The 25183-nt window shown below is 37.4% G+C and carries 26 protein-coding genes; 19 read left to right on the top strand and 7 right to left on the bottom strand.

The genetic code is table 11. The annotated features are described in order from the left end of the window. Positions 1-2: 2 nt before the first annotated feature. Positions 3-1013 (top strand): zinc-dependent alcohol dehydrogenase family protein, encoded by a 1011-nt coding sequence (locus JHC30_04415; GenBank protein ID MCI4463396.1) that lies wholly within the window; start codon positions 3-5, stop codon positions 1011-1013. Here the strand turns inward: JHC30_04415 and JHC30_04410 are convergent. Genes JHC30_04410 through lspA form a run of 5 tightly spaced genes read right to left on the bottom strand, consistent with a single transcriptional unit; the run spans position 1010 to position 6043 of the window. Then, the gene (locus JHC30_04410) at positions 1010-1804 is read right to left on the bottom strand and encodes a glutamate racemase (GenBank protein ID MCI4463395.1); all 795 of its coding nucleotides are present in this window, start codon (positions 1802-1804) and stop codon (positions 1010-1012) included. The two genes, JHC30_04415 and JHC30_04410, sit on opposite strands and share 4 nt — an antisense overlap. Beyond that, positions 1797-4283: an N-acetylmuramoyl-L-alanine amidase gene (locus tag JHC30_04405; GenBank protein MCI4463394.1), complete on the bottom strand. Its 2487-nt coding sequence runs from the start codon at positions 4281-4283 to the stop codon at positions 1797-1799. The genes JHC30_04410 and JHC30_04405 overlap by 8 nt, the downstream gene beginning before the upstream one ends. Continuing rightward, entirely contained in the window at positions 4283-4717 is a 435-nt protein-coding gene (gene smpB, locus JHC30_04400; GenBank protein ID MCI4463393.1) for an SsrA-binding protein, read from the bottom strand. Before smpB ends, JHC30_04405 begins: the two co-directional genes overlap by 1 nt. Continuing rightward, entirely contained in the window at positions 4702-5613 is a 912-nt protein-coding gene (locus JHC30_04395; protein MCI4463392.1) for an RluA family pseudouridine synthase, read from the bottom strand. The genes smpB and JHC30_04395 overlap by 16 nt, the downstream gene beginning before the upstream one ends. Next, positions 5603-6043, bottom strand: a complete 441-nt coding sequence (gene lspA, locus JHC30_04390) for a signal peptidase II (protein ID MCI4463391.1) — start codon at positions 6041-6043, stop codon at positions 5603-5605. Before lspA ends, JHC30_04395 begins: the two co-directional genes overlap by 11 nt. A gap of 101 nt (positions 6044-6144) precedes the next feature. Here lspA and JHC30_04385 point away from each other — a divergent pair, with 101 nt between their 5' ends. Genes JHC30_04385 through JHC30_04335 form a run of 11 tightly spaced genes read left to right on the top strand, consistent with a single transcriptional unit; the run spans position 6145 to position 18589 of the window. After that, positions 6145-6564 carry a DUF296 domain-containing protein gene (locus tag JHC30_04385; protein MCI4463390.1) on the top strand — a complete coding sequence of 140 codons (420 nt, stop codon included), beginning with the start codon at positions 6145-6147 and terminating at the stop codon, positions 6562-6564. Positions 6565-6576: 12 nt separating this feature from the next. Next, positions 6577-9213 carry a valine--tRNA ligase gene (locus JHC30_04380; protein ID MCI4463389.1) on the top strand — a complete coding sequence of 879 codons (2637 nt, stop codon included), beginning with the start codon at positions 6577-6579 and terminating at the stop codon, positions 9211-9213. Further along, the gene (locus JHC30_04375) at positions 9213-10529 is read left to right on the top strand and encodes a bifunctional folylpolyglutamate synthase/dihydrofolate synthase (protein MCI4463388.1); all 1317 of its coding nucleotides are present in this window, start codon (positions 9213-9215) and stop codon (positions 10527-10529) included. Before JHC30_04380 ends, JHC30_04375 begins: the two co-directional genes overlap by 1 nt. 15 nt (positions 10530-10544) lie before the next feature. Further along, positions 10545-11024, top strand: coding sequence for a zinc-ribbon domain-containing protein (locus JHC30_04370; GenBank protein ID MCI4463387.1), 480 nt, complete (start codon positions 10545-10547; stop codon positions 11022-11024). A 3-nt stretch (positions 11025-11027) separates the two neighbouring features. Further along, a complete protein-coding gene (gene rsxC, locus JHC30_04365; GenBank protein MCI4463386.1) occupies positions 11028-12440 on the top strand; it encodes an electron transport complex subunit RsxC in 1413 nt (470 codons plus the stop codon). After that, positions 12433-13422 (top strand): RnfABCDGE type electron transport complex subunit D, encoded by a 990-nt coding sequence (locus JHC30_04360; GenBank protein ID MCI4463385.1) that lies wholly within the window; start codon positions 12433-12435, stop codon positions 13420-13422. Before rsxC ends, JHC30_04360 begins: the two co-directional genes overlap by 8 nt. Beyond that, positions 13419-14018 carry an FMN-binding protein gene (locus JHC30_04355; protein MCI4463384.1) on the top strand — a complete coding sequence of 200 codons (600 nt, stop codon included), beginning with the start codon at positions 13419-13421 and terminating at the stop codon, positions 14016-14018. Before JHC30_04360 ends, JHC30_04355 begins: the two co-directional genes overlap by 4 nt. Further along, positions 14015-14620, top strand: a complete 606-nt coding sequence (rsxE, locus tag JHC30_04350; GenBank protein MCI4463383.1) for an electron transport complex subunit RsxE — start codon at positions 14015-14017, stop codon at positions 14618-14620. Before JHC30_04355 ends, rsxE begins: the two co-directional genes overlap by 4 nt. Next, positions 14617-15207, top strand: a complete 591-nt coding sequence (locus JHC30_04345; GenBank protein ID MCI4463382.1) for an electron transport complex subunit RsxA — start codon at positions 14617-14619, stop codon at positions 15205-15207. Before rsxE ends, JHC30_04345 begins: the two co-directional genes overlap by 4 nt. Positions 15208-15216: 9 nt before the next feature. Next, on the top strand, positions 15217-15507 hold the full coding sequence (locus JHC30_04340; protein MCI4463381.1) for an RnfABCDGE type electron transport complex subunit B: 291 nt from the start codon (positions 15217-15219) through the stop codon (positions 15505-15507). 40 nt (positions 15508-15547) lie between these two features. Next, on the top strand, positions 15548-18589 hold the full coding sequence (locus JHC30_04335; protein MCI4463380.1) for a hypothetical protein: 3042 nt from the start codon (positions 15548-15550) through the stop codon (positions 18587-18589). Here the strand turns inward: JHC30_04335 and JHC30_04330 are convergent. Both JHC30_04330 and JHC30_04325 read right to left on the bottom strand, forming a co-directional pair. Continuing rightward, positions 18582-19418 carry a hypothetical protein gene (locus tag JHC30_04330; protein MCI4463379.1) on the bottom strand — a complete coding sequence of 279 codons (837 nt, stop codon included), beginning with the start codon at positions 19416-19418 and terminating at the stop codon, positions 18582-18584. The two genes, JHC30_04335 and JHC30_04330, sit on opposite strands and share 8 nt — an antisense overlap. After that, positions 19400-19768 (bottom strand): hypothetical protein, encoded by a 369-nt coding sequence (locus tag JHC30_04325; protein ID MCI4463378.1) that lies wholly within the window; start codon positions 19766-19768, stop codon positions 19400-19402. Before JHC30_04325 ends, JHC30_04330 begins: the two co-directional genes overlap by 19 nt. Positions 19769-19947: 179 nt before the next feature. Here JHC30_04325 and JHC30_04320 point away from each other — a divergent pair, with 179 nt between their 5' ends. The 7 genes from JHC30_04320 to nuoF (JHC30_04290) all read left to right on the top strand — a co-directional run. Then, entirely contained in the window at positions 19948-20277 is a 330-nt protein-coding gene (locus JHC30_04320; protein ID MCI4463377.1) for a winged helix-turn-helix transcriptional regulator, read from the top strand. 18 nt (positions 20278-20295) lie between these two features. Next, positions 20296-20763, top strand: a complete 468-nt coding sequence (locus JHC30_04315) for an NAD(P)H-dependent oxidoreductase subunit E (GenBank protein ID MCI4463376.1) — start codon at positions 20296-20298, stop codon at positions 20761-20763. Beyond that, on the top strand, positions 20760-21305 hold the full coding sequence (locus JHC30_04310) for an ATP-binding protein (GenBank protein ID MCI4463375.1): 546 nt from the start codon (positions 20760-20762) through the stop codon (positions 21303-21305). Before JHC30_04315 ends, JHC30_04310 begins: the two co-directional genes overlap by 4 nt. Next, the gene (locus JHC30_04305; GenBank protein ID MCI4463374.1) at positions 21306-21674 is read left to right on the top strand and encodes a (2Fe-2S) ferredoxin domain-containing protein; all 369 of its coding nucleotides are present in this window, start codon (positions 21306-21308) and stop codon (positions 21672-21674) included. 3 nt (positions 21675-21677) lie between these two features. Further along, positions 21678-23333, top strand: coding sequence for an NADH-quinone oxidoreductase subunit NuoF (gene nuoF / locus JHC30_04300; GenBank protein ID MCI4463373.1), 1656 nt, complete (start codon positions 21678-21680; stop codon positions 23331-23333). Beyond that, positions 23299-23727 carry an NAD(P)H-dependent oxidoreductase subunit E gene (locus JHC30_04295; protein MCI4463372.1) on the top strand — a complete coding sequence of 143 codons (429 nt, stop codon included), beginning with the start codon at positions 23299-23301 and terminating at the stop codon, positions 23725-23727. Before nuoF (JHC30_04300) ends, JHC30_04295 begins: the two co-directional genes overlap by 35 nt. Next, positions 23724-25183, top strand: a 1460-nt coding sequence (nuoF, locus tag JHC30_04290; GenBank protein MCI4463371.1) for an NADH-quinone oxidoreductase subunit NuoF, incomplete at its 3' end; no start/stop codon positions are given. The genes JHC30_04295 and nuoF (JHC30_04290), both read left to right, overlap by 4 nt.

The following is a 25183-nucleotide window of genomic DNA, read 5'->3' as shown; positions in this document are numbered from 1 at the left end:
AGATGAAGGCAATGTTTATAGAGAAAATTGGGAAATTAGAGGAAACGCCTCTTGTTTTGCGTGAAGTAGATGTTCCCTACCCAAAGGAAAAAGAGGTCCTCATAAAGGTTTCATATTGTGGTGTTTGTCATACAGAAATTGACGAAATTGAGGGAAGAAGGCTCCCAAAAATTCCTGTCATTCCTGGGCACGAGGTTGTAGGTAAGGTCGTTCAAAAGGGAAGTGCAGTAACGAAGTTAGACATAGGGGATAGAGTTGGTGTTGCATGGATTTACCATGCCTGCGGGAAATGCACTTATTGCAAGGAAGGTAAAGAAAATCTCTGCGAAGAATTTGTTGCAACAGGTGCAGATGCAAATGGTGGCTATGCAGAGTATATGGTTGTGGAGGAAGACTTTGCGTATAGAATTCCTGAAAATCTTAAAGATGAGGTAGCACCTCCAATCTTGTGTGCTGGTGCAGTTGGATTCAGGGCATATAAACTTGCTTCAATTAAGGATGGAGAGACTGTTGCTCTTTTTGGGTTTGGCGCTTCAAACCACATAGTTTATAAATACATACGCTATTTAAATCCTTCTTCAAAGATTGTAGTTTTTGTAAGGAAATTGGGTGATAATGCTACAAAATTAGCAGAGGAAATGGGTGCAGATTACATATTTGAAAGTTTTACGGAAATTCCAATCAAGTTTGATAAGGCAATCGACACAACACCGATTGGTGAGATTATTCCATATGCACTGTCGTATTTAAACAAAGGTGGCTTGATTGTTGTAAATGCAATAAGAAAAGTTACTCCTGTAAATGCCTTTGATTATACGCTTATCTGGGGAGAAAGAAGTGTTTTAAGTGTTGCAAATGTGACAAGGGAAGATGTTGTTTCGGCACTTGATCTTGCATCAAAAATCCCGATAGTGCCTGAAGTTACACTTTTCAAATTGGAAGATGCAAACGAAGCGCTTCTCTCAGTAAAGCACGGTAAAATCAAAGGTGCTGCTGTTTTAAAAATTTCTTAGATATCAATTTCGTAAACTTCTGGGTTTTCGATATTAAGGAAAAGTGAAAGCTTCTCTTTAAAAGCATCTCTATCTTTTGTTGTGTAAAATATGGTTTTGCTATTTCCTTCGTTAAAGCCGATTTCCTTAAGATAGTTAACTGTTTTATCTGCAATATACTCTGCAGGGTCGATAACTTCAACATTGTTGCCTACAACACTTTTTACAACCTTGTAGAGGAAGGGGAAATGAGTGCATCCCAGGACAAGAGTATCAATTCCATTTTTGAGAGGCTCATCTAATTTTTCCCTTGCAAGGGCACAGGCATAATCATTAAAACTTACACCATCTTCAACAAGGTTAACAAGTTCCTGTGAGCCAACTTCAAACACCTCTATGTCTTTATCGAGTTTTTGAATTTCTATTTTGTAGGCATGTTTTTTTGCAGTAAGAGGCGTTGAGATAACTCCGACTTTTTTGTTTCTTGTTGTTTTCACGGCATACTCTGCACCTGATTGAATCATTCCAATAACATTTACGGGATTCGAAATCTTTTTCAAATCATCCACGGCAATAGAAGAAACTGTGTTACATGCAACAATTATTAGTTTTACGCCATTATCGAGTAAGAATTTTGTAATATTTTTTGCGTAGGTTTTTACGGTTTCCTCATCTTTGGTTCCATAGGGGAAATGCTTTAAATCGCCCACATATATGATATTTTCATTAGGAAGCACCTTTTTGAGACTTCTTACAACACTCAGCCCTCCAACACCTGAATCAAACACGCCGATTGGTTTTGGGTTAGCCATTGAGGTACCTCACAATTCCTTTAAAAAGCGCCTGTGCAACCTTATCGAGGAAGTTTGGATCTTTTAAGAGCGCCTCTTCTTTTGGATTTGAGATGAAGCCAATCTCTGTAAGAATTGCAGGCATCGTAGTTACTTCTCTACAGACATAGAGGTAATCTTTTTTTGTGCCCCTGTTGTAAGTGCCAAGTTCGTTTACGAGTGCGTTTTGAATTGTATCTGCAAGTCTTTTTGAAGTGTCGTACCAGTAATATGTTTCAGTTCCTGAGGCATCATTATTGACGCTTGAGTTTAGGTGAATTGAAATGAAAAGGTCTCCTCCAGATGAGTTTGCTAAGTCTGCTCTACCTTTTAGAGTTGGATTGTTTGGATCATCTACGGTTGAATGTGTAAGGATAACTTTTGCTCCTGCGCTTTCAAGCAGTTTTTTCAGCCTCAATGCAATATCAAGGACTATGTATGCCTCTTTTGTTCCTGAATAGCCAATTGCGCCAACATCAAGGTATTGCCCTGAGTAACTTCCATGCCCTGGGTCAATAACTATTATTCTATTTGAAAGTATTCCTGTTGAAGGTTTTTCTCCTTCTTTTAAGATAAAGACATTATCTTTGCCTTCATAGGTTATACCTTCGCTTAACTCTATTTGTATTTGTGGTGGGGTCGTATTGTTTCTCTTTGTGCTCTTGTAAGGAATTTCTATTGAGGTGTCCGCTAAAAGGACGAGGTAATCTTTATTTCCAAGAACGGTTTTCTTTGCTTTGACAGGGAAACTAAAAGTGAATATAGAGCCGGAACTATCTTTTTTAAAGTTAAGTAAAATTGGGTCTATGTATATCTCATTTGGTGTTACCGTAACTGATACATCAAAATAATCTTGTAGAGATTTAACAGAAATAAATTTTTCGTCGTTTATAACTTTAATGTCGTCTTTGTTTATTTCAACCGTTCTTCCAAAGAAACTTACTGAGTTATTGCCGTCAATTTTTGTGTTGAAAAAGTTTAAAAAGTCATCAAGACTAATATAAGTTGTATTTTCAATTTTTTGAATGTTTGTGAATATGACGCTTCCGCCTATTTCGACGATTTCTTCGTTTACTTTAGGGAGTTTAAAATGAACAAGTTGTGTATTAGATTTTTCCTCAAACTCATAAGGAATTTCTGTTAAAAGGTATATTGTTATGGTTGAATTGTTGTTATTAGCCTCGACTACATACCTTGTGAAAGGATATATATTTAAATCTGTTTGTTTTGGCGCATTTAGAAGATTCGTATTTTCATATGTAAGAACTGCTCTTATTGGGTCGCTTAAAATATTTATGTTTGGTTTTGGTAAGTTTTTACCATTAATTACGATATCTATACCCTGTTCAGAGATTTGCCAGAGGACATTTTCAATTAATCCCTTTTCCTTTTTGACTGTGGTTAATGTGTCGCTTCTAACCCAATAATATGCGTTGTTAAAATTTACTTCAAACCATGTTTCTCCTTCTTTGTTCAGTGCAACTCCTGCAATTTTAAGGGAGGTATTTACAGGAACAACCTTTAAGGCATTGTATGAGATTTGCGGTCCTGCTCTTAAATTCGTATTATCGTTTGTTTTTGCATCTGTCCCAAGCGTTGAAAGGTCGAGAGTTACTTTTGTTGTATCAAACTTGAAATAATCACCAATTGCGAATCCTTCTTTGCCGTTATAGGTACACTGAAGCCACAGTTCTCCATTATGATTTTTTGCAAAGCCTATAATTGTGATTGGGTCTCCTTTGTTGATGAGTATAATTTTTTCGTAATCTGTTGAAGGTCCAGACCTCAAATTTACGAAATCAGTTGAGGTTGCGGCAATGTTGATACTCTGCTTTTGAGGAGTGGTCCCTTGATTTCCCTGGTTATTCGTATTATTACCCTGGTTGTTGTTATTTCCCTGGTTTGAATTATTATTTCCCTCATTATTTGAAGTTTCCTCTACTTTAACCGTGTACCAACTTGCGATAAAGTAGTAGTTATTTCCGTCTTTGAATTTATACCAGACTTCTCCATCACTTCTTTTAACGATTCTAACAACACTTACTTTTGTGCCGTAGTTAAGCCTTTTTACAAGATTGAATTGAGTACCAGGTCCTGTCCTCACACTAAGGTAGTCTGCATTAACTTTTACGGTTAGCTTTGTATCCTCTCCCTTTATGGTTACCCCCGTTTTATCCAAAAGGTACGATGCAACATATCCAGATTTGTTTGTGTTAAAGTCGTATATCTTATACCATAGTGCAGAATCTCGGTCTTTTCCACTTCCTATATTTAATACATATGTACCTTTACTCAATTTGAAAAGTACTGAGTTATATGTCCCAGGCGCACTTCTTACATTTACTCCATCTGTATTAACAATGAGAAGTTCCTGCGCAGTTTCTGATTTTGCATAAGGTATAGCAAAAATGTTTGTGATGGTGAATATAACCAAAAGCAAAATTGAAATTATCTTTTTCATCAGTACTTCCTCATTTCTCTTTTTGTGATTTTTTCTTCCAATTTCTTCTTATCGCCATGCAGAACTTTCTTTCTTACAAGTGCAATAGTGAGTTTTATTCTGTTATTTGCGGTGTGGACATCTATGGGAAGTATGGTTAAGCCTCGCTCTTTTACTCTTGTTGACCACCTTATAATCTCGTTTTTGTGCATAAGAAGTTTCCTTTTTCTTTTTTCGCTTAAGTTTGTGTGAACTGATGGAGGCATTGCAACAAACATCTTGTATATGTAAAATTCACCGTTCGATTCCTTTACATAAGCCCCATCAAGGCTTACCTTTCCTTCTCTTATTGATTTTACTTCAAAGCCTTTTAATTCAATACCAACCTCGAGTTTGTCGAGTATCTCAAAGTCCCTTAAAACTTTTTTGTTTACCGCAATTACTTTTTCTTCCATTTTTCCCTTATATCAAAAAGCACTTCCTTTAAATCATTGGGCAATTGAGAAACGAATCTCAACTCCTTACCAATTATAGGATGAATAAACGAAATCTCATAAGAGTGCAAAAATTGCCTTTCGAGATTTATATTTTTGTCCCTTTTACCGTAAACCGTATCCCCTACAAGAGGATGTCCAATATGAGCCATATGTACTCTTATCTGGTGTGTCCTTCCCGTTTCAAGTTCAACTTGAAGAAGCGTATAAGGTCCAATTGCTTCAAGCACTTTAAAGTGCGTAATTGCCTCTTTTCCCATAACGGACACTCTCATTTTCGTTGTGCCCTGTTCTCTTTTTAAAGGGAGGTTTATAGTGCCCGTGCGTTCCTTGAATGTCCCTTTTACGAGGCATATGTATCTTCTTTTAATTTCATGCTTCTTAAGCATTTCAGAAAGGGCTCTGTGGGCTGTGTCTTCTTTTGCAACAACCATAAGTCCTGATGTATCCCTATCAAGCCTATGAACAATACCAGGCCGAATAACTCCCCCTATTTGTGAAAGTTCTTCAACATGGTAAAGGAGCCTGTTTACAAGAGTGCCTGTTGTTTTCTTCCCAACAGGATGAACCGTAACTCCTGCTTCCTTATCAATAATAAGCAAATATTTATCTTCATAAACAACCTTTAAAGGCTTGTCTTCTTTTTCTACATTAAGCACTTCTGGAGGCTTTTCTCTAACTTCTATTGAATCGCCTTCTTTTACTTTGTGCGATGGCTTTTCGATAACATTGCCGTTTACCGAAACAAAGCCCTCTTTTATCAATTTCTGTATATAACTTCTGCTCATCTGAGGCAGAGCATTTTCTAAAACCTTATCTAATCTATCAGAAGTGCTTGCAACAATTTTATTTTCCATATTTCAAATACGCAATTATGAATACTGCAATGCCTATATCGATTGAGGCGTCTGCTATGTTAAATACCGGGAAGTGGTGTATGAACAAAAAATCGGTTACGCCTCTAAAAATTATCCTATCGATAAGGTTGCCCGCAATTCCTCCCAAAATTAACCCAAATGCCAATTCCTTATAAGGAATGTTTATTATCCTCTCGATGTATATTATGGCAGCCATGACGAAAAAACTAGAAACGATAAGTATTGATGTCCCATTTTGGAATAAGCCAAAAAGTGACCCGGGATTAATAATGTGAGTAAGAGAAAAGACCCCTTTTACTATTGGAATCTCTTTTCCAGGAGGAATTGCCTTTCTTACAATAATCTTAGAAATCTGGTCAACAAGCAAAACCAAAATTGCAACCATGTAAAAATATCTATCGTTTTTCATACTCCAATTTTATTAGATTTGCTTTTAATTTAAAATAGCTTTTGATTTTATTCTTACTATATAGTATAATATACCTTGTATAAACGCATAGGAGGTTGAGTATGACTATAAAAGAAGGTAACAGTACTATTGCAATAAGGCTTTATGATGGCGAGGACTTTATGGAGTCCTTGAAAATTGCATGCAAAAATTACAAAATTGACAGTGCAGTTATTTCTGGTATTGGAATGTTTAGAAAAGTAGAAATTGGCTTCTGGAATGGTCACGAGTATGAAACGAGGGTCTTTGATGGTCTTTCGGAAATTGTTTCACTCCAGGGTAATATAGGCGTAACAGAAAAAGAGGGAGACCTTGTAATCCATGTACATACTGCAATAGGCTTACGCGATCACTCCGTTGTAGGTGGTCATCTTGTAAATGCTATCCTGTATAACGGAGAAATTTTTATTGAAAGACTTCATAATATATCACTTCTTCGAAAAGAAGAACCAAGCGGCCTTAAGGGCTTAAATCCCGCATAAGGGTGATTAAATATGGAACTTGCAAAGGAATACAGCCATAAGGATGTAGAAGATAAGATTTATAGGATGTGGGAGGAGGGGCACTGCTTTGATTCAGAGGTTCGCCCCGGTAAAGAAAATTTTGTTATAGTTATGCCTCCCCCGAATGTCACTGGAAAATTACACATAGGACATGCCTTGAACTTCACTTTGCAGGACATTTTCGTGAGATTTAACAGGATGTTTGGAAAAGAGACTTTATGGCTTCCAGGCATTGACCATGCAGGTATAGCAACGCAATCGGTTGTAGAAAGAGAATTGCTTTCGAAAGGCATAAAGAAGGATGACCTTGGAAGGGAAAAGTTTCTTGAAGAGGTTTGGAAATGGAAAGAGCAATACGGCAATACTATCATTGAACAGTCTAAAAAACTTGGGGTGTCCGCAGATTGGAGAAGATTGCGTTTTACACTTGATGAGAAATATGTAAATGCGGTATTGGAAGCCTTTGTAAGATATTACGAAGAAGGTTTGCTTTACAGGGGCGAAAGAATAATCAATTGGTGTCCTCGATGTCACACAGCACTCTCCGATATTGAAGTTGAGTACGAAGAGGAAAAAGGAAAACTCTACTACATAAAGTATCCACTTGAAAATAGTAACGATTATATCGTTGTTGCAACGACCCGACCAGAAACAATGCTTGGCGATACTGCTGTTGCAGTCCACCCTGAAGATGAGCGCTACAAAAATCTTGTTGGAAAATATGTAATTCTTCCCATCGTTGGAAGAAGGATACCGATTGTTCAGGACACTGCAGTTGACCCTCAGTTTGGGACAGGCGCAGTAAAAGTAACTCCTGCCCACTCTCCCGATGACTTTGAAATCGCAAAGAGGCATAACCTTCCTTCGTTAACTGTTATTAACGATGTTGCAAGGATGATAAATGTTCCTGAGCCGTACCTTGGACTTACAACGATGGAAGCAAGAGAAAAAGTCGTAGAGGACCTTGCAAAAGATGGGTATCTTCTTAAGGTTGAGGATTATGTCCACTCAGTAGGACATTGTCAGAGGTGCCATACTGTTGTTGAGCCGCTTGTTTCGAAGCAGTGGTTCCTCTCAATGAAATCGCTTGCAGAAGAGGCAAAAGAGGCGGTAGCTTCAGGAAAAGTAAAAATAACACCAGAAAAATGGGTTAAAGTTTATTATGATTGGTTGAACAACATAAGGGATTGGTGTGTGTCAAGGCAACTGTGGTGGGGGCACAGGATTCCTGCTTACTACTGCGAGGATTGCGGTGAAGTGATCGTTTCAAAAGAGCCTGTTACAACGTGTCCAAAATGTGGAAGCACGCATATAAAACAGGATGAAGATGTACTCGATACTTGGTTTTCTTCTGCTCTCTGGCCTTTTGCTACACTTGGCTGGCCAGAAGATACTGCGGAACTCAATTACTATTATCCAACTACACTTCTCATTACTGGATATGATATCCTTTTCTTCTGGGTTGCAAGAATGATCTGGAGCGGAATGCACTTTATGAAAAAAGAGCCTTTCTATACAGTAATGTTACACGGACTTGTAAGGGATGAAAAGGGAAGAAAGATGAGTAAATCCCTTAAGAACATCGTTGATCCACTCGACCTTATTAATGAATACGGCGCTGATGCTTTAAGGTTTACACTTGCTTCGCTTACGACGGTTGGCGGTCAGGATATTAATCTCTCGAAAGAAAAACTGAAGGCTTCAAGGAACTTTGTAAATAAAATATGGAATGCCTCAAGATTTGTTCTTATGAACCTTGAGGGATTTAACCCAAATGAAATTGACGAAAAAGACCTCGACCTTGAACTTGAAGATAAGTGGTTCTTAAGCAGATTAAACAGGCATCTTAAGATGGAAGTTGAGTATTTGAATGCATACGATCTTGGAGAGGCTGCAAGAAGAATTTACGAATTTGTTTGGGGAGAATTTTGCGATTGGTATATTGAATTGTCGAAAGTAAGGCTCTACGGGGACGATGAGAAAAAGAAGAAAACAGTGCAGTATCTTTTGTGGAAGTCGCTTGTTTCAATTTTAAAGATGCTTCATCCGTATATGCCATTTGCAACAGAAGAAATCTACTCTTATGTGCCATTTGTTGAAAAGCCTCTTATAAAAGCAGAGTTCCCAAAGGTTGAGGAAAGCCTTATAAACGACAAAATTGAAAAAGATGCAGAGTTCATTTTTGGAGTGGTAAGAGGGTTAAGAAGTTTGAAGGCAGAGTTGGGAATTCCTGTTGTTACTCCTCTTAACGCATATTTTGCCTCTCTTGACGAGAATGAAGTAAATCTTATAAACACCGAAAAAGATAAGATTCTAAAACTTGCCCACCTTTCAAATCTTACTTATGTTGATAAAAAGCCAACCAGGGTTTTAAAGACAGTTGTTCAAGGGACAACAGTTTATATGGAACTTCCATTTGATGTAGATCTTGAAAAAGAAAAAGAGCGTTTTGCAAAGAAGTTAAAAGAGGTTGATGCAGAATTAAAATCCATTAGTTCAAGGCTTATGAATCCTGTATTCCTTGAGAAGGCATCACCTGAAGTTGTAGCAAAAGATAGAGAGCGACAGAAAGAACTTGAGAAGACAAAGGCTGCACTTTTAAGCCACATCGAGGATCTTGAAGGTTAGTGAGACTTTCAGAAAGTTTAGATGAAATTTTTGCTTTAGGTGGAAAAATAAATCAGCCTGCAAAATACGGGCTTGAAAGCATAAGAAGGGTACTTTCGATACTGGATAATCCAGAAAAGAAAGTGCCCTATTTTCATATAACAGGGACAAAAGGTAAAGGTTCAACTTCGAATTACATTGCCTCAATACTTAGAGCGCATGATTATAAAACGGGGCTTTACATCTCTCCTTCCCTTATTTCCACCCTCGAAAGGATAAGCATAAATGGTTCACTTATCACACCAAAAGAGTTTGTTTCTCTTTGGGTTGAACTAAAGAAGATATACGAGACGCTTGAAGAGAATTTTCTTCCATCGACATTTGAGACCTTTACCATAATGGCATTTCTGTATTTTCTTAGAAATAAAGTTGATTTTGGAGTTCTTGAAGTTGGTCTTGGTGGAAGGCTTGATGCAACAAATGTAATCGAAAAATCCGTTGTGTCTATTATTACAGACATAAGTTTTGACCACCAGAAATATCTTGGAAATACTCTTAAAGAGATTGCTTACGAAAAGTCTAAGATTATTAAACATAAATCCCCTGTAGTGTTTAGCGTAAAGTCGGGGGATGCTCGTGAAGTTATCGTAAAAGAGGCAATTGCAAATGATTCGCCTTACTATGAATATGGAAAGGATTTTAAAGCCATAAACGTAAGGAAAGAAAATGGGAAATCTATTTTTGATTTTGTTTCAAAGAATCCAGAAATAGAGATTAGAAACCTGGAAATTAAAGGGCTTGCGGATTATCAGGTTATAGATGCCTCTCTTGCAGTTCAATCTATAATTGTAAGCGGAGTTGAGTATTCATTTGAATCTATAAGAAAAGGCCTTGTAAAGGCTTTTTGGCCGGGAAGGTTTGAGATCATTTCTGAAAAACCGCTCATTATTCTTGATGGTGCACATAATGATGCTTCGTCTCTTGCTTTAAAAGAGTCGATTGAAAGCGTAGTTAAGGGTAATGTTGTATTGCTTTTTTCGATGCTTTCGGATAAAAATGTAAGAGATTTTCTTTCAAACATTAAGGATGTAGTTTCGCATATATTTATTACAACAACGCCAAATTCCTATTCAAGGGCAATGGATGTGATGGATCTCTATGCCTGCGCAAGGGAATTTTTTCCTCCCGAGAAGATTTCTATAGAGGAAGACCCAAGACGTGCGTATTTTCGTGCAAAAGTATATGCTTCCAACACACCGCTTGTTGTTACAGGGTCGCTTTATCTTGTTGGTTTTGTAAGAACTCTTGAAAATATTTTTACTTTTACAACAAATTAAATATAATAGTAAGGAATGGAAAAAATTATTGAAGTAATTAAAACAGTTTTACCTAATTTTTCAACGGCAGATATCTTAATCATTATTCTTTCGCTTTTAGCACTAATTGTAACCATTGCGATTTATGTGTATAACGACAGCAGGCTAAGAGGAGGTAACGCTAAAGGCTGGTTAATTGCAACAATCCTGCTTGGTGGAATCCTGCCTCTTGTATTTTACCTTATGGTAAGGAGTCCTTATACACTCGAAGAATTAAACGAGGAAAAAGAAAGGAAGGAGGTGTTAGAACTTCAGAAGAAATACTACAAAATACAGATCGAGAAAGAGTTGTACAAATGTCCAGTTTGTGGTGAAGAAGTGAGAAGTGACTATTTGTTCTGTCCGCACTGTTTTACTCAGTTAAAGAAGAAGTGTCCACAATGTGGAGCAATCGTAGAGAAGGATGCAAAAATTTGTCCTTACTGTGGCTTTATCTTTGAAGAACGAAAGGAGTGAAATATGAAAGTATTTACTTATTCACCCGGTGGCGTTCATCCGGATGAGAGTAAACTAACAAAAGATCTGCCTTTTGAAGTTTTTAATGCTCCTCCAATTGCAGTTATTCCGCTCCAGCAACACACAGGTGCACCCAATACTCCAACAGTAAAAGTGGGTGACTATGTAAAGGTTGGACAAAAGATTGGGGATTCTACACAAGTTGTTTCTGCGCCTGTGCATGCAACCGTTTCTGGAAAAGTAATTGCAATTGAAGAGAGATTGTGCCCAACTGGTGCAAAAGTTCAAAGTGTTGTAATTGAAAACGATTACAAAGACGACTGGGTTGAACTTACCCCAAGATCATCTTTTGAGGATCTTTCGGGTGAGGAACTTGTAAAAATTATTAGAGAAAAAGGTATAGTCGGTTTAGGTGGTGCGGCATTTCCAACTGCTGTAAAACTAACTCCTCCAAAGGGAAAGGTTATTGATACAATCATTGGAAATGGTGCTGAATGCGAACCATACCTTACTGTTGACCACAGAAATATGCTTGAATACCCTGAGAAGATAATAAAAGGAATTCTCATTGAGATGAAGATAACCGGTGCAAAGAAGGGTATTATTGCAGTCGAAGAGAACAAAATCGATGCAGCAAATGTGCTTCAAAATAAGATAAATGAGTTAGGGGTAAAAGATGTTGAGGTTGTCCTTGTAAAAACCAAGTATCCTCAGGGAGGAGAAAAACAACTCATCAAGGCTGTCCTTGGAAGAGAGGTTCCTTCAGGTGGTTTGCCTCTTGATGTTGGAGTGGTTGTCCAAAATGTTGGGACACTCAAAGCAATTACCGAGGCAGTGCTCGAGGACAAACCTCTTATTGAAAGAGGCGTTACGGTTTCAGGAAATGCAGTTTCAAAGCCAGGAAACTACATTATCAGGATTGGAACTCCTGCTTCATTTATCATAGAAACGCTTGGACTTAATAGAAAATTAAGAAAACTCATATTTGGTGGTCCTATGACAGGAATTGCCCAGTCAACAGTTGATGTGCCGGTTCTTAAGGGAACTTCCGGCATTCTTATGTTTGGTGATGAAGCCCTTGAAATGGCACCGGAAGAAGAATCACCCTGCATTAGGTGTGCAAGTTGTGTTGACTCTTGTCCTATGGGACTTATGCCAGTTCTCATTGATCATGCCTCAAGAAAGAACGACCTCAAAACTGCAGAATCACTTCATGCTCTTGACTGTATCGAATGTGGTGTATGCTCTTATGTATGTCCAGCAAAGAGGCATTTAACAGAGAACATAAAGAAGGTAAAGCAGGCAATTATAAAGCAAAGAAAGATTGAAGCAGCAAAACAGGCAGCCTTTGAAAAGTTAAAGGCACAGAGAATGAAAGAAAAAGAGAACTCCCAAAAGGAGGTAAAAAATGGCTAATTACGATATAGACCTTGTTGTTACATCAGCGCCACACATAAGAGACAAAGTTACAACCACCTCCATAATGAGAGATGTGATAATCGCACTTACCCCTGCTCTTATTGGAAGTATTTTTATATTCGGTATAAGGGCATTGATTGTAGTTTTAGTTTCTGTTGTATCATCAGTACTTGCTGAAGTTGTTGGAAACTTACTTTTCCATAAAAAGCCATCTTTAAACGACCTTTCCGCATCGGTTACGGGGCTTCTTCTTGCGATGACCTTGCCTCCATCATCTCCATGGTGGATGGTTGTTATCGGTGCATTTTCTGGGATCCTTTTAGGAAAGATGATTTTTGGTGGCATTGGGTCGAATCCATTTAACCCTGCTCTTGTGGGGAGAGCGGTTTTAATGGTTTCCTGGCCAACCCAAATGACTACCTGGGTGAAGCCCTTTTCAGCCTTTAATCAGCCACTCGATGTAATTACCACTGCAACACCCTTAAATGTTGTCAAGTTACAAGGATATGCACAATTACTTTCAGAGTTTGGGACAAAGGCAAATCTTTACAAGGCACTTTTCCTTGGCACGATAGGAGGTAGTTTAGGTGAGACTTCCGCTCTACTTCTCTTGATAGGCGGCATATATCTTATTGCAAGGAAAGTTATCGACTGGAAGATACCAGTGATTTATATTGCAACTGTATTTGTTCTTTCTCCTCTTTTTGGAAGGGATCCGCTATTTTCGATTCTTGCAGGTGGGCTTTTCCTCGGTGCCTTCTTTATGGCAACTGATTACAGTTCTTCACCAATCACTCCACTTGGAAAAGTTTACTATGCAATCTTTATTGGTTTCCTTACTGTATTGATAAGACAGTTTGGTTCATACCCAGAAGGTGTTATGTTTTCAATTCTTTTAGGAAACGCAGTTGTTCCTTATTTTGATAAGATTATGCCAAGGGTTTATGGTGTTTTCCCTAAAAAAGAGGTGGCAAAATGAAAAGTGTTGTTAAGTTTGCTATAACTTTGGGGCTTATTGCTGCTATTACTGGTTTTGCACTTGCTATTGTTTATCAGATAACTAAACCTATTATTGAAGCACAGGACCTAAAGGCTCTTCAACAGGGACTTTCTGAAATTTTTCCTGGCGATTATGAGTTTGTAAAATTGGATAAACCTATTAGCTCCGGAGACCCATCTGTTCAAATAACTGAGTCTTATCTTGTAAAGGATAAGTCAACTCAGAAAAACGTTGGAATGGTTGCAAGAGTTGTAGTTCCTGGTTCTCAAGCACCTATCGAGATGCTTGTAGGTATTAAAAGTGATGGAACTGTTTCAGGAGTTAAGATTCTTAAGTTGAACGAAACTGCAGGACTTGGTGCGAATGCTGATAATCCTAAATATTATGTTGATAAGAAGAACAAAATAACTTTTCTGGGTCAGTTTATAGGGAAAAATGTTGAGAAAGACAAACTTATACCTAAAGAGGATATTATTGCAATGAGTGGTGCAACTATAACTTCTCGTGCAGTATCGACTGGTGTAAAAGTTGCAGGTCAGGCAATTGTCTCTTATCTTAAGGAGGCAGGGCAATGAAAAAGAAACTTGATATAATTTGGAATGCAATCATACCAAATAACCCTGTTTTGATAATTTCGATTGGCTTATGCTCTACTATTGCTGTTTCTAATTCTGTTCAAAGTGCGCTTCTTATGACTTTTGCATTTGCAATGGTTCAGATACCATCAAACATAATTGTTTCTGCGATGAGAAAAATAATTCCTAACGAAATAAGAGTTCCTATATTTGTTACGGTTATCGCTGCATTTACGACTATAGCAGCACTTATTTCTCAAGCATACTTCAATGCCGTTTACCAGATAATAAAACTTTATATCCTTCTTGTTGTGGTAAACTGCATTATTATAGGTAGAGCAGAGGCGTTTGCCTATCAAAATGGGATTTTTGATTCATTTTTGGATGGTGTAGGCAACACAATTGGCTATGGGCTTGTTCTTTTAACAATTGCCGTTGTAAGAGAACTTATTGGAAAAGGTGCTCTTGCAGGTATTCAAATTCTTCCCGACTCATACCAACCGATGCTTCTTATGGTGCTTCCGCCTTCAGGCTTTATTATGATTGGTATCCTTACAGGTGCAATTGAAACCTACCTCAGGAAAAAGGGAGGTAAAAAATGAGTTATATTGAGAATCTTCTTAAGATTTTTGTATCTTCTGCAGTTATAAATAATATTATTCTTATTCAGTTTTTGGGACTTTGCTCTTATATCGGTCTTACTGACAGTTTGCCAAATTCCATTGGTATGAGTTTTGCAGTTATTTTTGTTACTGTTTCATCCTCGATTCTTGCCTGGATGATTGACAACTGGATTCTTATACCAACAGGACTTCAATCTGCCCTTCAAATCACTGCATTCATTCTCGTTATTGGTTCTTTTGTAGGTCTTGTTGAAATGTATATCAAAAAGGCATCCCCAAATCTTTACAAGGCAATGGGTATTTATCTTCCCTTGATTGCAACAAACTGTCTTATACTTGGAGTAACATTTATTAATTCAATGAACCATTACGATTTTGTAGAATCGATTGTTTCAGGATTTGGAATTTCCTTTGGCTATGCAATTGCAATGCTTCTTCTTGCAGGCATTAGGGAAAGATTAAGAAACTCCGATGTTCCCGAATTTTTCAAAGGGAAGGCAATAGCCTTTATGATATCTGGTATTCTTTCTCTTGCTTTCCTTGGATTTAGTGGAATGATTAAATAGGAGCGGCATATGAAAGATATTTTAATCTCTGTTTTTACTCTCGGAATCCTTGGAGCGTTATTTGGCGTGCTTTTGGGTGTTTTTAATGAGAAATTTAAAGTTGAGGAAAGTCCTTTAGCACAGGCAATCTATGAAGTGCTTCCACATGGAGAGTGCGGTGCATGTGGTTTTCCAGGGTGTCATCCCTGCGCTGAAGCAATTGCTGAAGGAAGGGCTTCATATGATGCATGTGTTGTTGGTGGAAAAGAGGTTGAAGAGAAAATAAGAAAAATTATGGAGGAGGCAAAATCGCAGTCTTGAAATTTTAAGTTTTAGTTGTATTATATAGGAAGGGGATAAAGTGAAAAAGTTTTGGGTTTGTTTTTTGACTTTACTGATTTTATTGACAATGGCGCCCAGTGTATTTGGGGCGGATGGGGTAACTGTTAATGTTGAAAATACACTTAATGTGCCTATCTTTAAATCTTTTACATTTGAAGTCGATAAAAGCAATTTGCAAGGCTTCCAAAACTTTAAATTAACTTATGGCGATACTCCCCTTCCTCTTGTTTTCTCTCAAAGTGGTGATAAATTTGTTTTTAAATCCGCAATTTCTCTTGCACCTAACGAAAAGAAAACTTTAACCCTTGTTAATGAAGGTGCTGGAGGTAATCTAAAAGATTTCTATGTGCCTAACTTTATCGGTACCAAATTTATTATTCCTCAAAAAGGAAAAGTTTTTATTGTATCTTATGGCGATGGGAACCATATAGCCGTAGTAGATACCAAAAACTCGAAGACCATTTTCGAAAAAGATCTTGATACATCTCAATTTACATTTGTTGAATTAACTTACGATTCAGTTTTTGAACTAAAATCAACATTGCCCGTTTTTGCCGAACTTTCTACACTTACACCACCTTTTGAAAAGAATTCGTCTGATGATATGTCCTCAGTCTATGGAACATATTTCACGCTTTACATTCCGCAAACGCTTTTCATTACAGCAACTACCGACACAAACATTAAGATTGTGAAAAGCGATGGAAGTGTAATTGCTGAAACACTTTTAAAAGCAAATTCATATTACAGTAATACGAAGCTACAGGAAGGAGTTTATACAGTTACATCAAGTGCCCCTGTTCTTATTGAATTTGGTTACGCAGAAGATAATGTGTTTTCAACTCTTTATGGGATAAACTCGGCAAATGCTATCTCTTTTGGTGGGTTAGGGGTGTCTTCGATTTTTGATGATACAGAGGTTACTGTTAAATATAATGATAAAAGTAGCACCGTAAAGTTAGAAAAGGCAAATGATTTCAAGTATTTTGATATTCTGAATTCAAATGAGTATAAGCCCAACGAAACAGAATACAAACAGGTTTTTGTAGAATTTACAAAGCCCGTATTAATATACACTTACGGTCAATTTGGGAATGTTGATGGTGAACAAATACCGTCATTTGCAAATGGCACGAGTTTTAAATTCCATACAGGTAAGGTTACTAATACATTCGGAGAAAGAAAAAGAAGAGTTGTTATAATCGGCATTGATCCATCTACAAGTGTATCTTTAAACGGAAACAGTTTTACTTTAAATGCTTTTGAGTCTAAAACATTCCTATTTTCTGAAAGTTTCTCTCCAGTAAATATAAGTTCAAATAAACCGATTGCAGTTTTTGACCTTGGTATCGAGGGTAACAAAGAAATTTTTACAACACTTTTGCCGGTTGATAATTACAATCCTTTAAAGGTTGTCGTAGCAAGTGGTAACAACAACGCAAGCGGGACAACGCAATCTCAGAATAATAACACAGAGAAACCTTCAACAGGTAATAATTTCAATAATTTGATTAACAATGTAAAAAACTACATTATCCAAATTTCTAAAAGTGTTTCTGCATTTTTTGTAGGAATACTTTCCAATGACAACTTAAAAAATATTGGAGGTGTCTTGAGTACATTCTTCAAAGGTGTTGCATCAAATATTCTCAGTTTCTTACGACCGATTTCTGAACAAATATACCCATATGTTAAAAACTATATTCCAGATATAACTGTAGATTTGATTTCATCAATAATATTCTTCCTATTTGTTTTGATTGTCATAATCCTCATCATTCCGAAAGGCAAAAAGAGGAACATCCCTGTTGTAAGCGTTGAAGAAGTGAAGAAAAAGCCGATTGCATTTAATGTTAAAGATCTTGAAGTAAAGGAAGAAAAGGTAGAAGCTGCAAGGGAAGAGTTTGGCGTAGGTGAGCCTCCGAAAGTAAAAACTATACCTATTAAACCACCCGAGCAAATTATTGAAGAAACACCAAAAGAAGAGATTGAGAAAACAAGAAGAGTCTTTAGACCAGTCCCTCCAAGAAGAACCGAAAAACTAACCATTGAGAAAGAACAACCCAAAGAAAAAGAGGAAGAACAACTTAAGGAGATAAAAGAAGAAGTAAAAGAGCCTGTTAAATTAATTAAAGAAAAACCGGAAGTTCTGGAATCGAAGGTAGAGGAAGTCGAAAAACCCGTAGGGAAAGAAGAAGGGGTGAGGATTGAAGAGAAGGTTCCAGAAAAAACAATTCAGGAAGAGCAGGTCCTTCCGCAAGAGAAAACTACCCAGGAACTAATAACGTCCGAAGGAACAATCGCACCGGCTGAAAAGGAAGAAGCAACACCTCAGGTTATTGAGCAACCTAAAGAGGAAAAACCGACAGAAGCTAAAGTGGAGGCGCCCAGGGAAGAGATTTTAGAAGAACACGAACCGTCCTTTGCTGATTTTGCACAACCTAATCTTGAAGAAATCCCTGAAGAGATAAGTAAAATAGCAGAACCTAAAGCTGAAGAGAAGGAAGAAGTTAAAGAAGAGAAGGGCAAAAAAGAAGAGTTTAAATCAACTTTTGAAGAACTCATAAAGAAACTCGAAGAGGAGAATAAAAAGAAAAAAGAATTAAAGAAAGAAGAAATAAAGCCCGAAGAGACTGCGGAGGTTAAAAAAGAAGAAAGTTTAGGTGAAGTTTCTACGGGAGAAGAGAAAACATTTATAAAGGTTGAACTAAAATCTAAATTTGTTGCAGATGCAGGCGCTCTACGAAAAATTTATGGAAAAGAGGATATTCCAACATCTCTTAAGAGCGACTTATTATCTAAAGCATGTATTTCGGCTTCTCAAAAGAGTGAAGTTGCAGATATCGTCGAAGGTAGATATAGGATTACAGTTATAGGGCTTACTACTATCGAGGAGAGGCTTGCTGAAGACATTGCAAAAAGAGTATCAGGCAAGTTTTCCACAGGTGAAGCAATACTAATTGCAAAGAAATTAAGACTTACAGATGTAGTTGTTGATGATAATCCAAAATTAAAGAATTACCAGGGTATAACAATCTATTCAGTTGAAGAAGTTATTTAGACCTTTCTCTTTCAAGAAGAGTATAGAGTTTTCCAGATAATTCAAATGTTGGAAGCATTGTCCGTGCTATTATAACGGAGTTTTCCTCCGCTTTTTTAATTGTTTCTTCTGGTATAGGTTCTCCCTCTGTTACGATTATGATTGGTACCCTCTTTATTACCGCTACGCCTACCACATTTACATTAGTTTGAATTGTTATCCATGCACTATCTTCATTTGCTTTAGCAAGGACTCTACTTAAAAGATCGCCTGCATAAGCGCTATCAATAATTTTATCGAGTTGTTTTTCATTAAAACTTGTAAGTACCTCTAATTTAAGTTCATCTATGAGGTCTCTAATCTTCATTTTTACCTCCCCTTTGGAAACTTCTCTATTCCAAACCTCGAATGCAAGATATGTCCCTTTTCCGAATTTTGAGGTTATGATAAAAAAATCTGAAATTTTCTGGATATTTTTTAATCCCATCCCTGCCCCAAATCCCAACTTTCTTGCTTTTTCAGAAGCAGTAGAGTAGCCTGGAGTTAACGCAAGAAGGAGTTTTGATATTCCTGGTCCAATGTCTTTTGCAATGGTCTTTATCTTCTCTTTATTTGCAAAAGTTTTTATTATTCCGAACTTTGCATGTATTACAATATTTGACTCTGCTTCGTATGAGCACACACCCACTCTTCTAAGATTCTCTTTCTTATGTGCAGGATTATTTCTATAAATGTCGAACTCATCGAGCATTGAATTAAGACTTTCTCTTGTTTTTAATGTCCCGTCACCGAGATGATCAAAATCGTCTCCAAAAACAAAAAATTCAGAAATTAGTATTGTATCTTCCAAGGTGCTCCTTCCAGTCCTGCCTTATACAAAAGACCACATGTAACAAACACTATATGGGGCGTCCTTAAGATGATTATTTTTTCTTTTCTTGCAAGTTCAATTGTTTCTTTCTCGACGGGTTTTCCTCTTGCAATTAATACTACGGGAATATCAAGTATTTTTGCTGTTTTAACAACTGATGGATTCGTTACGCCAGTTATTAATAGAATAGATTCTTCTTCCCTGCTTATAACAAAAAGTGTATCTGAGAGGAGGTCTGCAGCAAATCCGTATTTAATGTTTGCATCCCAATTACCAACTTCCTGAAGCACTTCGGCGTTAACTGTTTTAATAATTTCTTCTACTCTCACATTAATATTTTATCAAAAATGAAAAAATTTCATATATTAAAAGAGATAAAATTTTCACATTAAGTAAGCAAAATAAAAAATCAAAAAACTTTATAAACATTATTCTATTTTAAAATTTTTTTGTGAAAAAGTTATTGAATATATTGCAAAATTTTCATTTTTGTATAAAATAATTATTGATGGAAGAAAAAAGGAAATTGCTCTGCGATAGTTTTAGTAAATGCGTTCAAGCGTCGGAATTCCTATCTGCTATTGGCAATCCAATACGGGTTGCAATCGTGTGTTATTTAACAACTGGTGAGCATACAGTGAAAGAAATTGTCGAAAAATTAAAAATGAAAGAACCAACGGTATCTTTAAATCTCTATAGGCTTTACAGAGCAGGCTGGGTTTCGAGAAGAAAAGTGAAACGTAATGTGTATTATAGATTAAAAAACGAAAAGTTCAGAGATATAATAGAGCAAGTAAGTGAACTTTATTTGGGTAAGGAAAAGAAAGTAAAAGTATAATTTTCGAAAGGAGGAAAGATGGATACAAAAAACTTCCCTGCGGTAGACATGGAAATAAGAAAATGGGGAGCAAAGCCAGAGTCGCTAATTCAGGTCTTGCATGGTACTCAGGAGGCTCTTGGTTATCTTCCAAAAGATGTCCTTGTCTACATCGCAGAAAAACTAAAAGTTCCACTATCAAAGGTTTATGGTGTTGTTACATTTTACAATTTCTTCAAATTAACAAAAGATGCAGATCATGTCATTATGATGTGTATGGGGACAGCCTGCTATGTTAAAGGTGGAGAGTCTGTTTTAAACGCGCTTTGCGAAAAATTAGGCATTAAGCCAAATCAAATCACAAAGGACGGAAAATTTGCTGTAAGAATTGTGCGTTGTCTTGGTTGCTGTGGTCTTGCGCCTGCTATGGCAGTTGACGGAAAAGATATCTATGGAAAGTTAACCCCCGAAAAAGCAATAGAAATTCTTGAGAGGTATATGGAGTGAAAGAACTTTCGCTCAACATCCTTGATATAATAGAGAATTCTCTAAAGGCAAATGCGAAAAATATTGAATTAAATATTATAGAAGATGATTACAAGGATTTAATTTCTATAGAAATTAAGGATGATGGGTGTGGGATGGACGAAAACTTGATTAAACAAGTTTTTGATCCTTTTACAACAACATCAACAAATAAGAAGGTCGGGCTGGGACTTCCTCTTTTAAAACTTGAAGCAGAGTCCTGCGATGGTGGTGTATATATTGAAAGCGAGAAAGGGAAGGGAACAAGAGTCAAAATTTGTTTCAGAAAATCTCATATCGATACACCTCCTCTTGGTGATTTGCCAAGTACAATTGTTACGGTTTTAGCAACCCATCCCGAGGTAAATCTGAAGTACAGGCATGAAGTTAATGGGAATGTTTTTGAAATCTCAACAGAAGAGTTGAGGAATATTTGCAATGAAACTATTTGTACTCCTTTAGTTTTGAACGGAATTAAAGAATTCATAAGCGAAAGAATAAAAGAATTGCATGGAGGTGCTTAAATGGACAAAATTAAATCAATTGAAGAATTGAGAAAACTAAGAGAGCAGGCTCAGTCATTTTTGAAAGCAAGACAGGGAGAAGCAAAAGTAAAAATCTACATTAGCATGGGCACTGTTGGAATTGCAGCAGGAGCAAGGGATGTGCTTCTTGCAATCCTTGACGAACTCCAGAAAAGGAACTTTACAGATGTTCAGATCATAGAGAGGGGCTCAATGGGGCTTGATGTTGAAGAGCCAGTTGTTGTAGTTGAAAGGGATGGTGTAAAGGTTTTTTATGGGCATGTTACCCCCGATATGGCAAGAGAAATTGTTGCATCTCATGTAATTAACGGACAAATAGTAAGCGATTGGGTTATTGCAAAGGAGTAATTCATGAAAATTTATAGAATTCATGCACTTATTTGTGCAGGAGCACAATGTCTTGCCGCGGGTGGTAACGGATTTGAAGATGCACTGAAAGAAGAACTTAAAAAACACGATTTAACAGAGGAAGTAAATATTGTTGAAACTGGTTGTATGGGTTCTTGTCAGTTAGGTCCTCTTATGGTTGTATATCCTGAGGGGGTTATTTACACAAAAGTTAAACCAGAGGATGCAAAGGAAATTGTTGAAGAGCACTTCCTTAAAGGCAGACCTGTTAAAAGATTGCTTTGGAAACAAGAAGAAAAACAATTCCCTACATTGAACGAGGTGCCATTCTTTGCAAAGCAGACTAAAATAGTTCTTAGAAACTGCGGATTGATTAATCCGGAAGATATAAACGAATACATTGCACAGGGTGGTTATGAAGCCTTAGCTAAGGCACTTACAGAAATGACTCCTGAAGATGTGATTAAGGTTATAAAGGATTCAGGATTAAGAGGTCGTGGAGGAGCAGGCTTCCCGACTGGTCAGAAGTGGGAATTTGCGTATAAACAACAGTCCGACACCAAATACATAATATGTAATGCAGACGAAGGGGACCCTGGGGCATATATGGATAGGTCGATTCTTGAAGGAGACCCGCATTCAGTCCTTGAAGGAATGGCTATTGCAGGATACGCTATTGGTGCACAGAAAGGTTACATCTATGTAAGAGCAGAATACCCACTTGCAGTTAAGAGGCTTGAGATAGCAATAAAGCAAGCAAGAGCAGCAGGCTTATTAGGAAAAAATATTTTTGGAACGAATTTTTCTTTTGATATTGAGTTGAGAATGGGTGCTGGTGCGTTTGTATGCGGCGAAGAAACGGCTCTTATAAACTCTATTGAAGGTAAGCGTGGAGAGCCAAGAAAGAAGCCACCGTTCCCCGCACAAAAAGGTGTATTTGGTAAGCCGACTGTAATAAATAATGTTGAGACTCTTGCAAATGTCCCTGTAATTATAGAAAAGGGAGCCCAATTCTTTAGAAAATTTGGAACGGAGAAAAGCCCGGGGACAAAAGTTTTTGCTCTTGCAGGAAAAGTTAATATTACGGGTTTAGTCGAAGTGCCACTTGGAACACCTCTTAGAACAATAGTCTTTGATATTGGAGGAGGTATTCCCGAGGGTCATACGTTTAAGGCAGCTCAAACAGGCGGACCTTCTGGTGGAGTTATTCCTGCAGAATATCTTGATGTTCCTATGGACTACGAAAACCTTCCACAACTTGGCACAATTATGGGTTCAGGTGGGCTTATTATTATGGATGAGACAAGTTGTATGGTGGATGTTGCAAAGTTCTTCCTGAAATTTACAGTTGATGAGTCCTGTGGAAAATGCACTCCTTGTAGAGAAGGAACAAGGCAGATGTTAAATATCCTTGAAAAAATTACCTCAGGAAATGGCACAATGGAAGATATTGACAGGCTTGAAAAACTTGGGAATATTATTAAGTTAACATCTCTTTGTGGTTTAGGGCAAACTGCACCTAATCCTGTTTTGTCAACGCTTAGATACTTTAGGGATGAATACATTGCACATATAAAGGACAAAAAGTGTCCTGCAAATGTTTGTTCAATGAGGGGGGCAAAAAATGAAGGGAAAGTCGTTAATAGACGTCCTGCATGAAATTCAGGAATCAAATCCTGAAAATTATGTTCCAGAAAATCTGGCAAAAAAAGTAGCAGATACTTTTAAAACAAGCCCTGCAAAAGTTTATGGTGTTGTTACCTTCTATACCATGTTTTCTGTAAAGCCAAGAGGAAAGCATATTATAAGGGTTTGTAGAAGTTTATCATGTCATCTTGCAGATGGTGAAAAAATTGTTAAAAAACTCAAGGAGGAATTAGGGGTAGATTTTGGCGAAACAACTGAAGATAAAGAATTCACGCTTGAAGAATCAAGTTGCCTTGGAATGTGTTCTATTGCACCTTCTATGATGATTGATGATGTACCTTTTGGAAATCTCAAGGAGGAAGATATCCCGGTCATACTTAAGAAGGTGCGGGAGGGTGTCCTATGAAAATGTACAGAAGTCACATTCTTGTTGCAGAGGATTCAAAGAGCCTTTCAAAAGGTGCAAAGGAGATTGAAGAACTTATTTCTAAAGAATTGAGAGCTCTCGGGCTTGATGAAGAAGTTCTCGTTGCGCCAACCGGTAGTCTTGGTTTTGAAGATATCGGTGTTGCAATAGCGGTTTATCCCGATGGCGTTATATATGCACCTGTTACTCAAAATGATGTTCCTCGAATTATTAAAGAACACCTTTTAAAAGGAAGAATAGTAAAGGAACTTGCCCATGAAATTGGCAAGAAAGATGTTACAGTAACTGAAAGCCGTGCAGAAAGAGTCCTTTCTATTCAGAAAAGAGTTTTATTAAAGAGAGTAGGTGTTATCAATCCAGAGTCCATAGAGGAATACATTGCAGAGGACGGTTATCTTGCCTTAGAGAAGGCGATAGAAAAAGGGCCTCAATGGGTTTTGGAAGAAGTTAAGGCATCTGAATTAAGAGGGCGTGGTGGGGCTGGATTTCCTACTGGTAAAAAGTGGGAATTTACGGCAAAAGCAAAAAGTGATGTTAAATATGTTATCTGCAATGCTGATGAAGGTGAACCAGGGACTTTTAAAGATAGGGTAATAATGGAAGGAGACCCTCACCTTCTTATTGAGGGAATGATTTTGGCTGGTTTTGCAACAGGTGCAAATTATGGGTATATCTATATTAGAGGCGAATACGACCTTTCAATCAGGAGGCTCCAGAAAGCTATTAACCAGGCTCGTTCATACGGCTTCCTTGGTGAAAATATTTTAGGCTCTGGGTTTAGTTTTGACATAGAAATTAAAAAGGGAGCAGGCGCTTATATTTGTGGAGAGGAAACCGCACTTATTGAATCAATAGAAGGTAAACGTGGTGAGCCACGGAAAAAGCCTCCATATCCGCCAACCTGTGGACTCTGGGGAAAACCAACTGTAATTAATAATGTTGAGACTCTTGCAAATGTTCCACCGATAGTTGTTAACGGGGCAGAGTGGTTTAAGAAATTCGGTGTGCCGGGCTCTTACGGAACAAAACTTTTTAGCCTTATGGGCGATGTAAATTACAAAGGCGTTATTGAAATACCATTTGGAGTGAAACTTTCATCCATAATTAATGATGTAGGATTTGGAATTAAAGGTGGGAAGAAACTTAAAGGAGTTATACTTGGAGGTGTTTCAGGAAGCCTTATTACTCCAAACGAAATTGATACTCCTGTTGACTTCAACTCGCTTGCTCTAATTGAAGCAGGTCCTGGATCAGGTTCTATTGTTGTCTTAAGTGAGGATAGGTGCATTGTTGATATTGCAAAAAACATTGCCTACTTCTTCAGACATGAGTCCTGTGGCAAATGCACACCTTGCCGTGTTGGAACTGAAGAAATGTACAAGATTATCGACAGTATTTCAAAAGGATTTGGAGAAGTTAAAGACCTTGAAAGATT

This window comes from Caldisericum sp. (assembly GCA_022759145.1).
Lineage (GTDB): Bacteria > Caldisericota > Caldisericia > Caldisericales > Caldisericaceae > Caldisericum.
Note: the sequence above shows the minus strand (reverse complement) of the source record. Positions and strands in the feature narration are given on the sequence as shown.

Coding starts and splice junctions, on each gene's coding strand:
- JHC30_04415 (MCI4463396.1), top strand. CDS start 3: ATGAAGGCAATGTTTATAGAGAAAATTGGGAAATTAGAGGAAACGCCT.
- JHC30_04410 (MCI4463395.1), bottom strand. CDS start 1,804: ATGGCTAACCCAAAACCAATCGGCGTGTTTGATTCAGGTGTTGGAGGG.
- JHC30_04405 (MCI4463394.1), bottom strand. CDS start 4,283: ATGAAAAAGATAATTTCAATTTTGCTTTTGGTTATATTCACCATCACA.
- smpB (MCI4463393.1), bottom strand. CDS start 4,717: ATGGAAGAAAAAGTAATTGCGGTAAACAAAAAAGTTTTAAGGGACTTT.
- JHC30_04395 (MCI4463392.1), bottom strand. CDS start 5,613: ATGGAAAATAAAATTGTTGCAAGCACTTCTGATAGATTAGATAAGGTT.
- lspA (MCI4463391.1), bottom strand. CDS start 6,043: ATGAAAAACGATAGATATTTTTACATGGTTGCAATTTTGGTTTTGCTT.
- JHC30_04385 (MCI4463390.1), top strand. CDS start 6,145: ATGACTATAAAAGAAGGTAACAGTACTATTGCAATAAGGCTTTATGAT.
- JHC30_04380 (MCI4463389.1), top strand. CDS start 6,577: ATGGAACTTGCAAAGGAATACAGCCATAAGGATGTAGAAGATAAGATT.
- JHC30_04370 (MCI4463387.1), top strand. CDS start 10,545: ATGGAAAAAATTATTGAAGTAATTAAAACAGTTTTACCTAATTTTTCA.
- rsxC (MCI4463386.1), top strand. CDS start 11,028: ATGAAAGTATTTACTTATTCACCCGGTGGCGTTCATCCGGATGAGAGT.
- JHC30_04360 (MCI4463385.1), top strand. CDS start 12,433: ATGGCTAATTACGATATAGACCTTGTTGTTACATCAGCGCCACACATA.
- JHC30_04355 (MCI4463384.1), top strand. CDS start 13,419: ATGAAAAGTGTTGTTAAGTTTGCTATAACTTTGGGGCTTATTGCTGCT.
- rsxE (MCI4463383.1), top strand. CDS start 14,015: ATGAAAAAGAAACTTGATATAATTTGGAATGCAATCATACCAAATAAC.
- JHC30_04345 (MCI4463382.1), top strand. CDS start 14,617: ATGAGTTATATTGAGAATCTTCTTAAGATTTTTGTATCTTCTGCAGTT.
- JHC30_04340 (MCI4463381.1), top strand. CDS start 15,217: ATGAAAGATATTTTAATCTCTGTTTTTACTCTCGGAATCCTTGGAGCG.
- JHC30_04320 (MCI4463377.1), top strand. CDS start 19,948: ATGGAAGAAAAAAGGAAATTGCTCTGCGATAGTTTTAGTAAATGCGTT.
- JHC30_04315 (MCI4463376.1), top strand. CDS start 20,296: ATGGATACAAAAAACTTCCCTGCGGTAGACATGGAAATAAGAAAATGG.
- JHC30_04305 (MCI4463374.1), top strand. CDS start 21,306: ATGGACAAAATTAAATCAATTGAAGAATTGAGAAAACTAAGAGAGCAG.
- nuoF (MCI4463373.1), top strand. CDS start 21,678: ATGAAAATTTATAGAATTCATGCACTTATTTGTGCAGGAGCACAATGT.
- JHC30_04295 (MCI4463372.1), top strand. CDS start 23,299: ATGAAGGGAAAGTCGTTAATAGACGTCCTGCATGAAATTCAGGAATCA.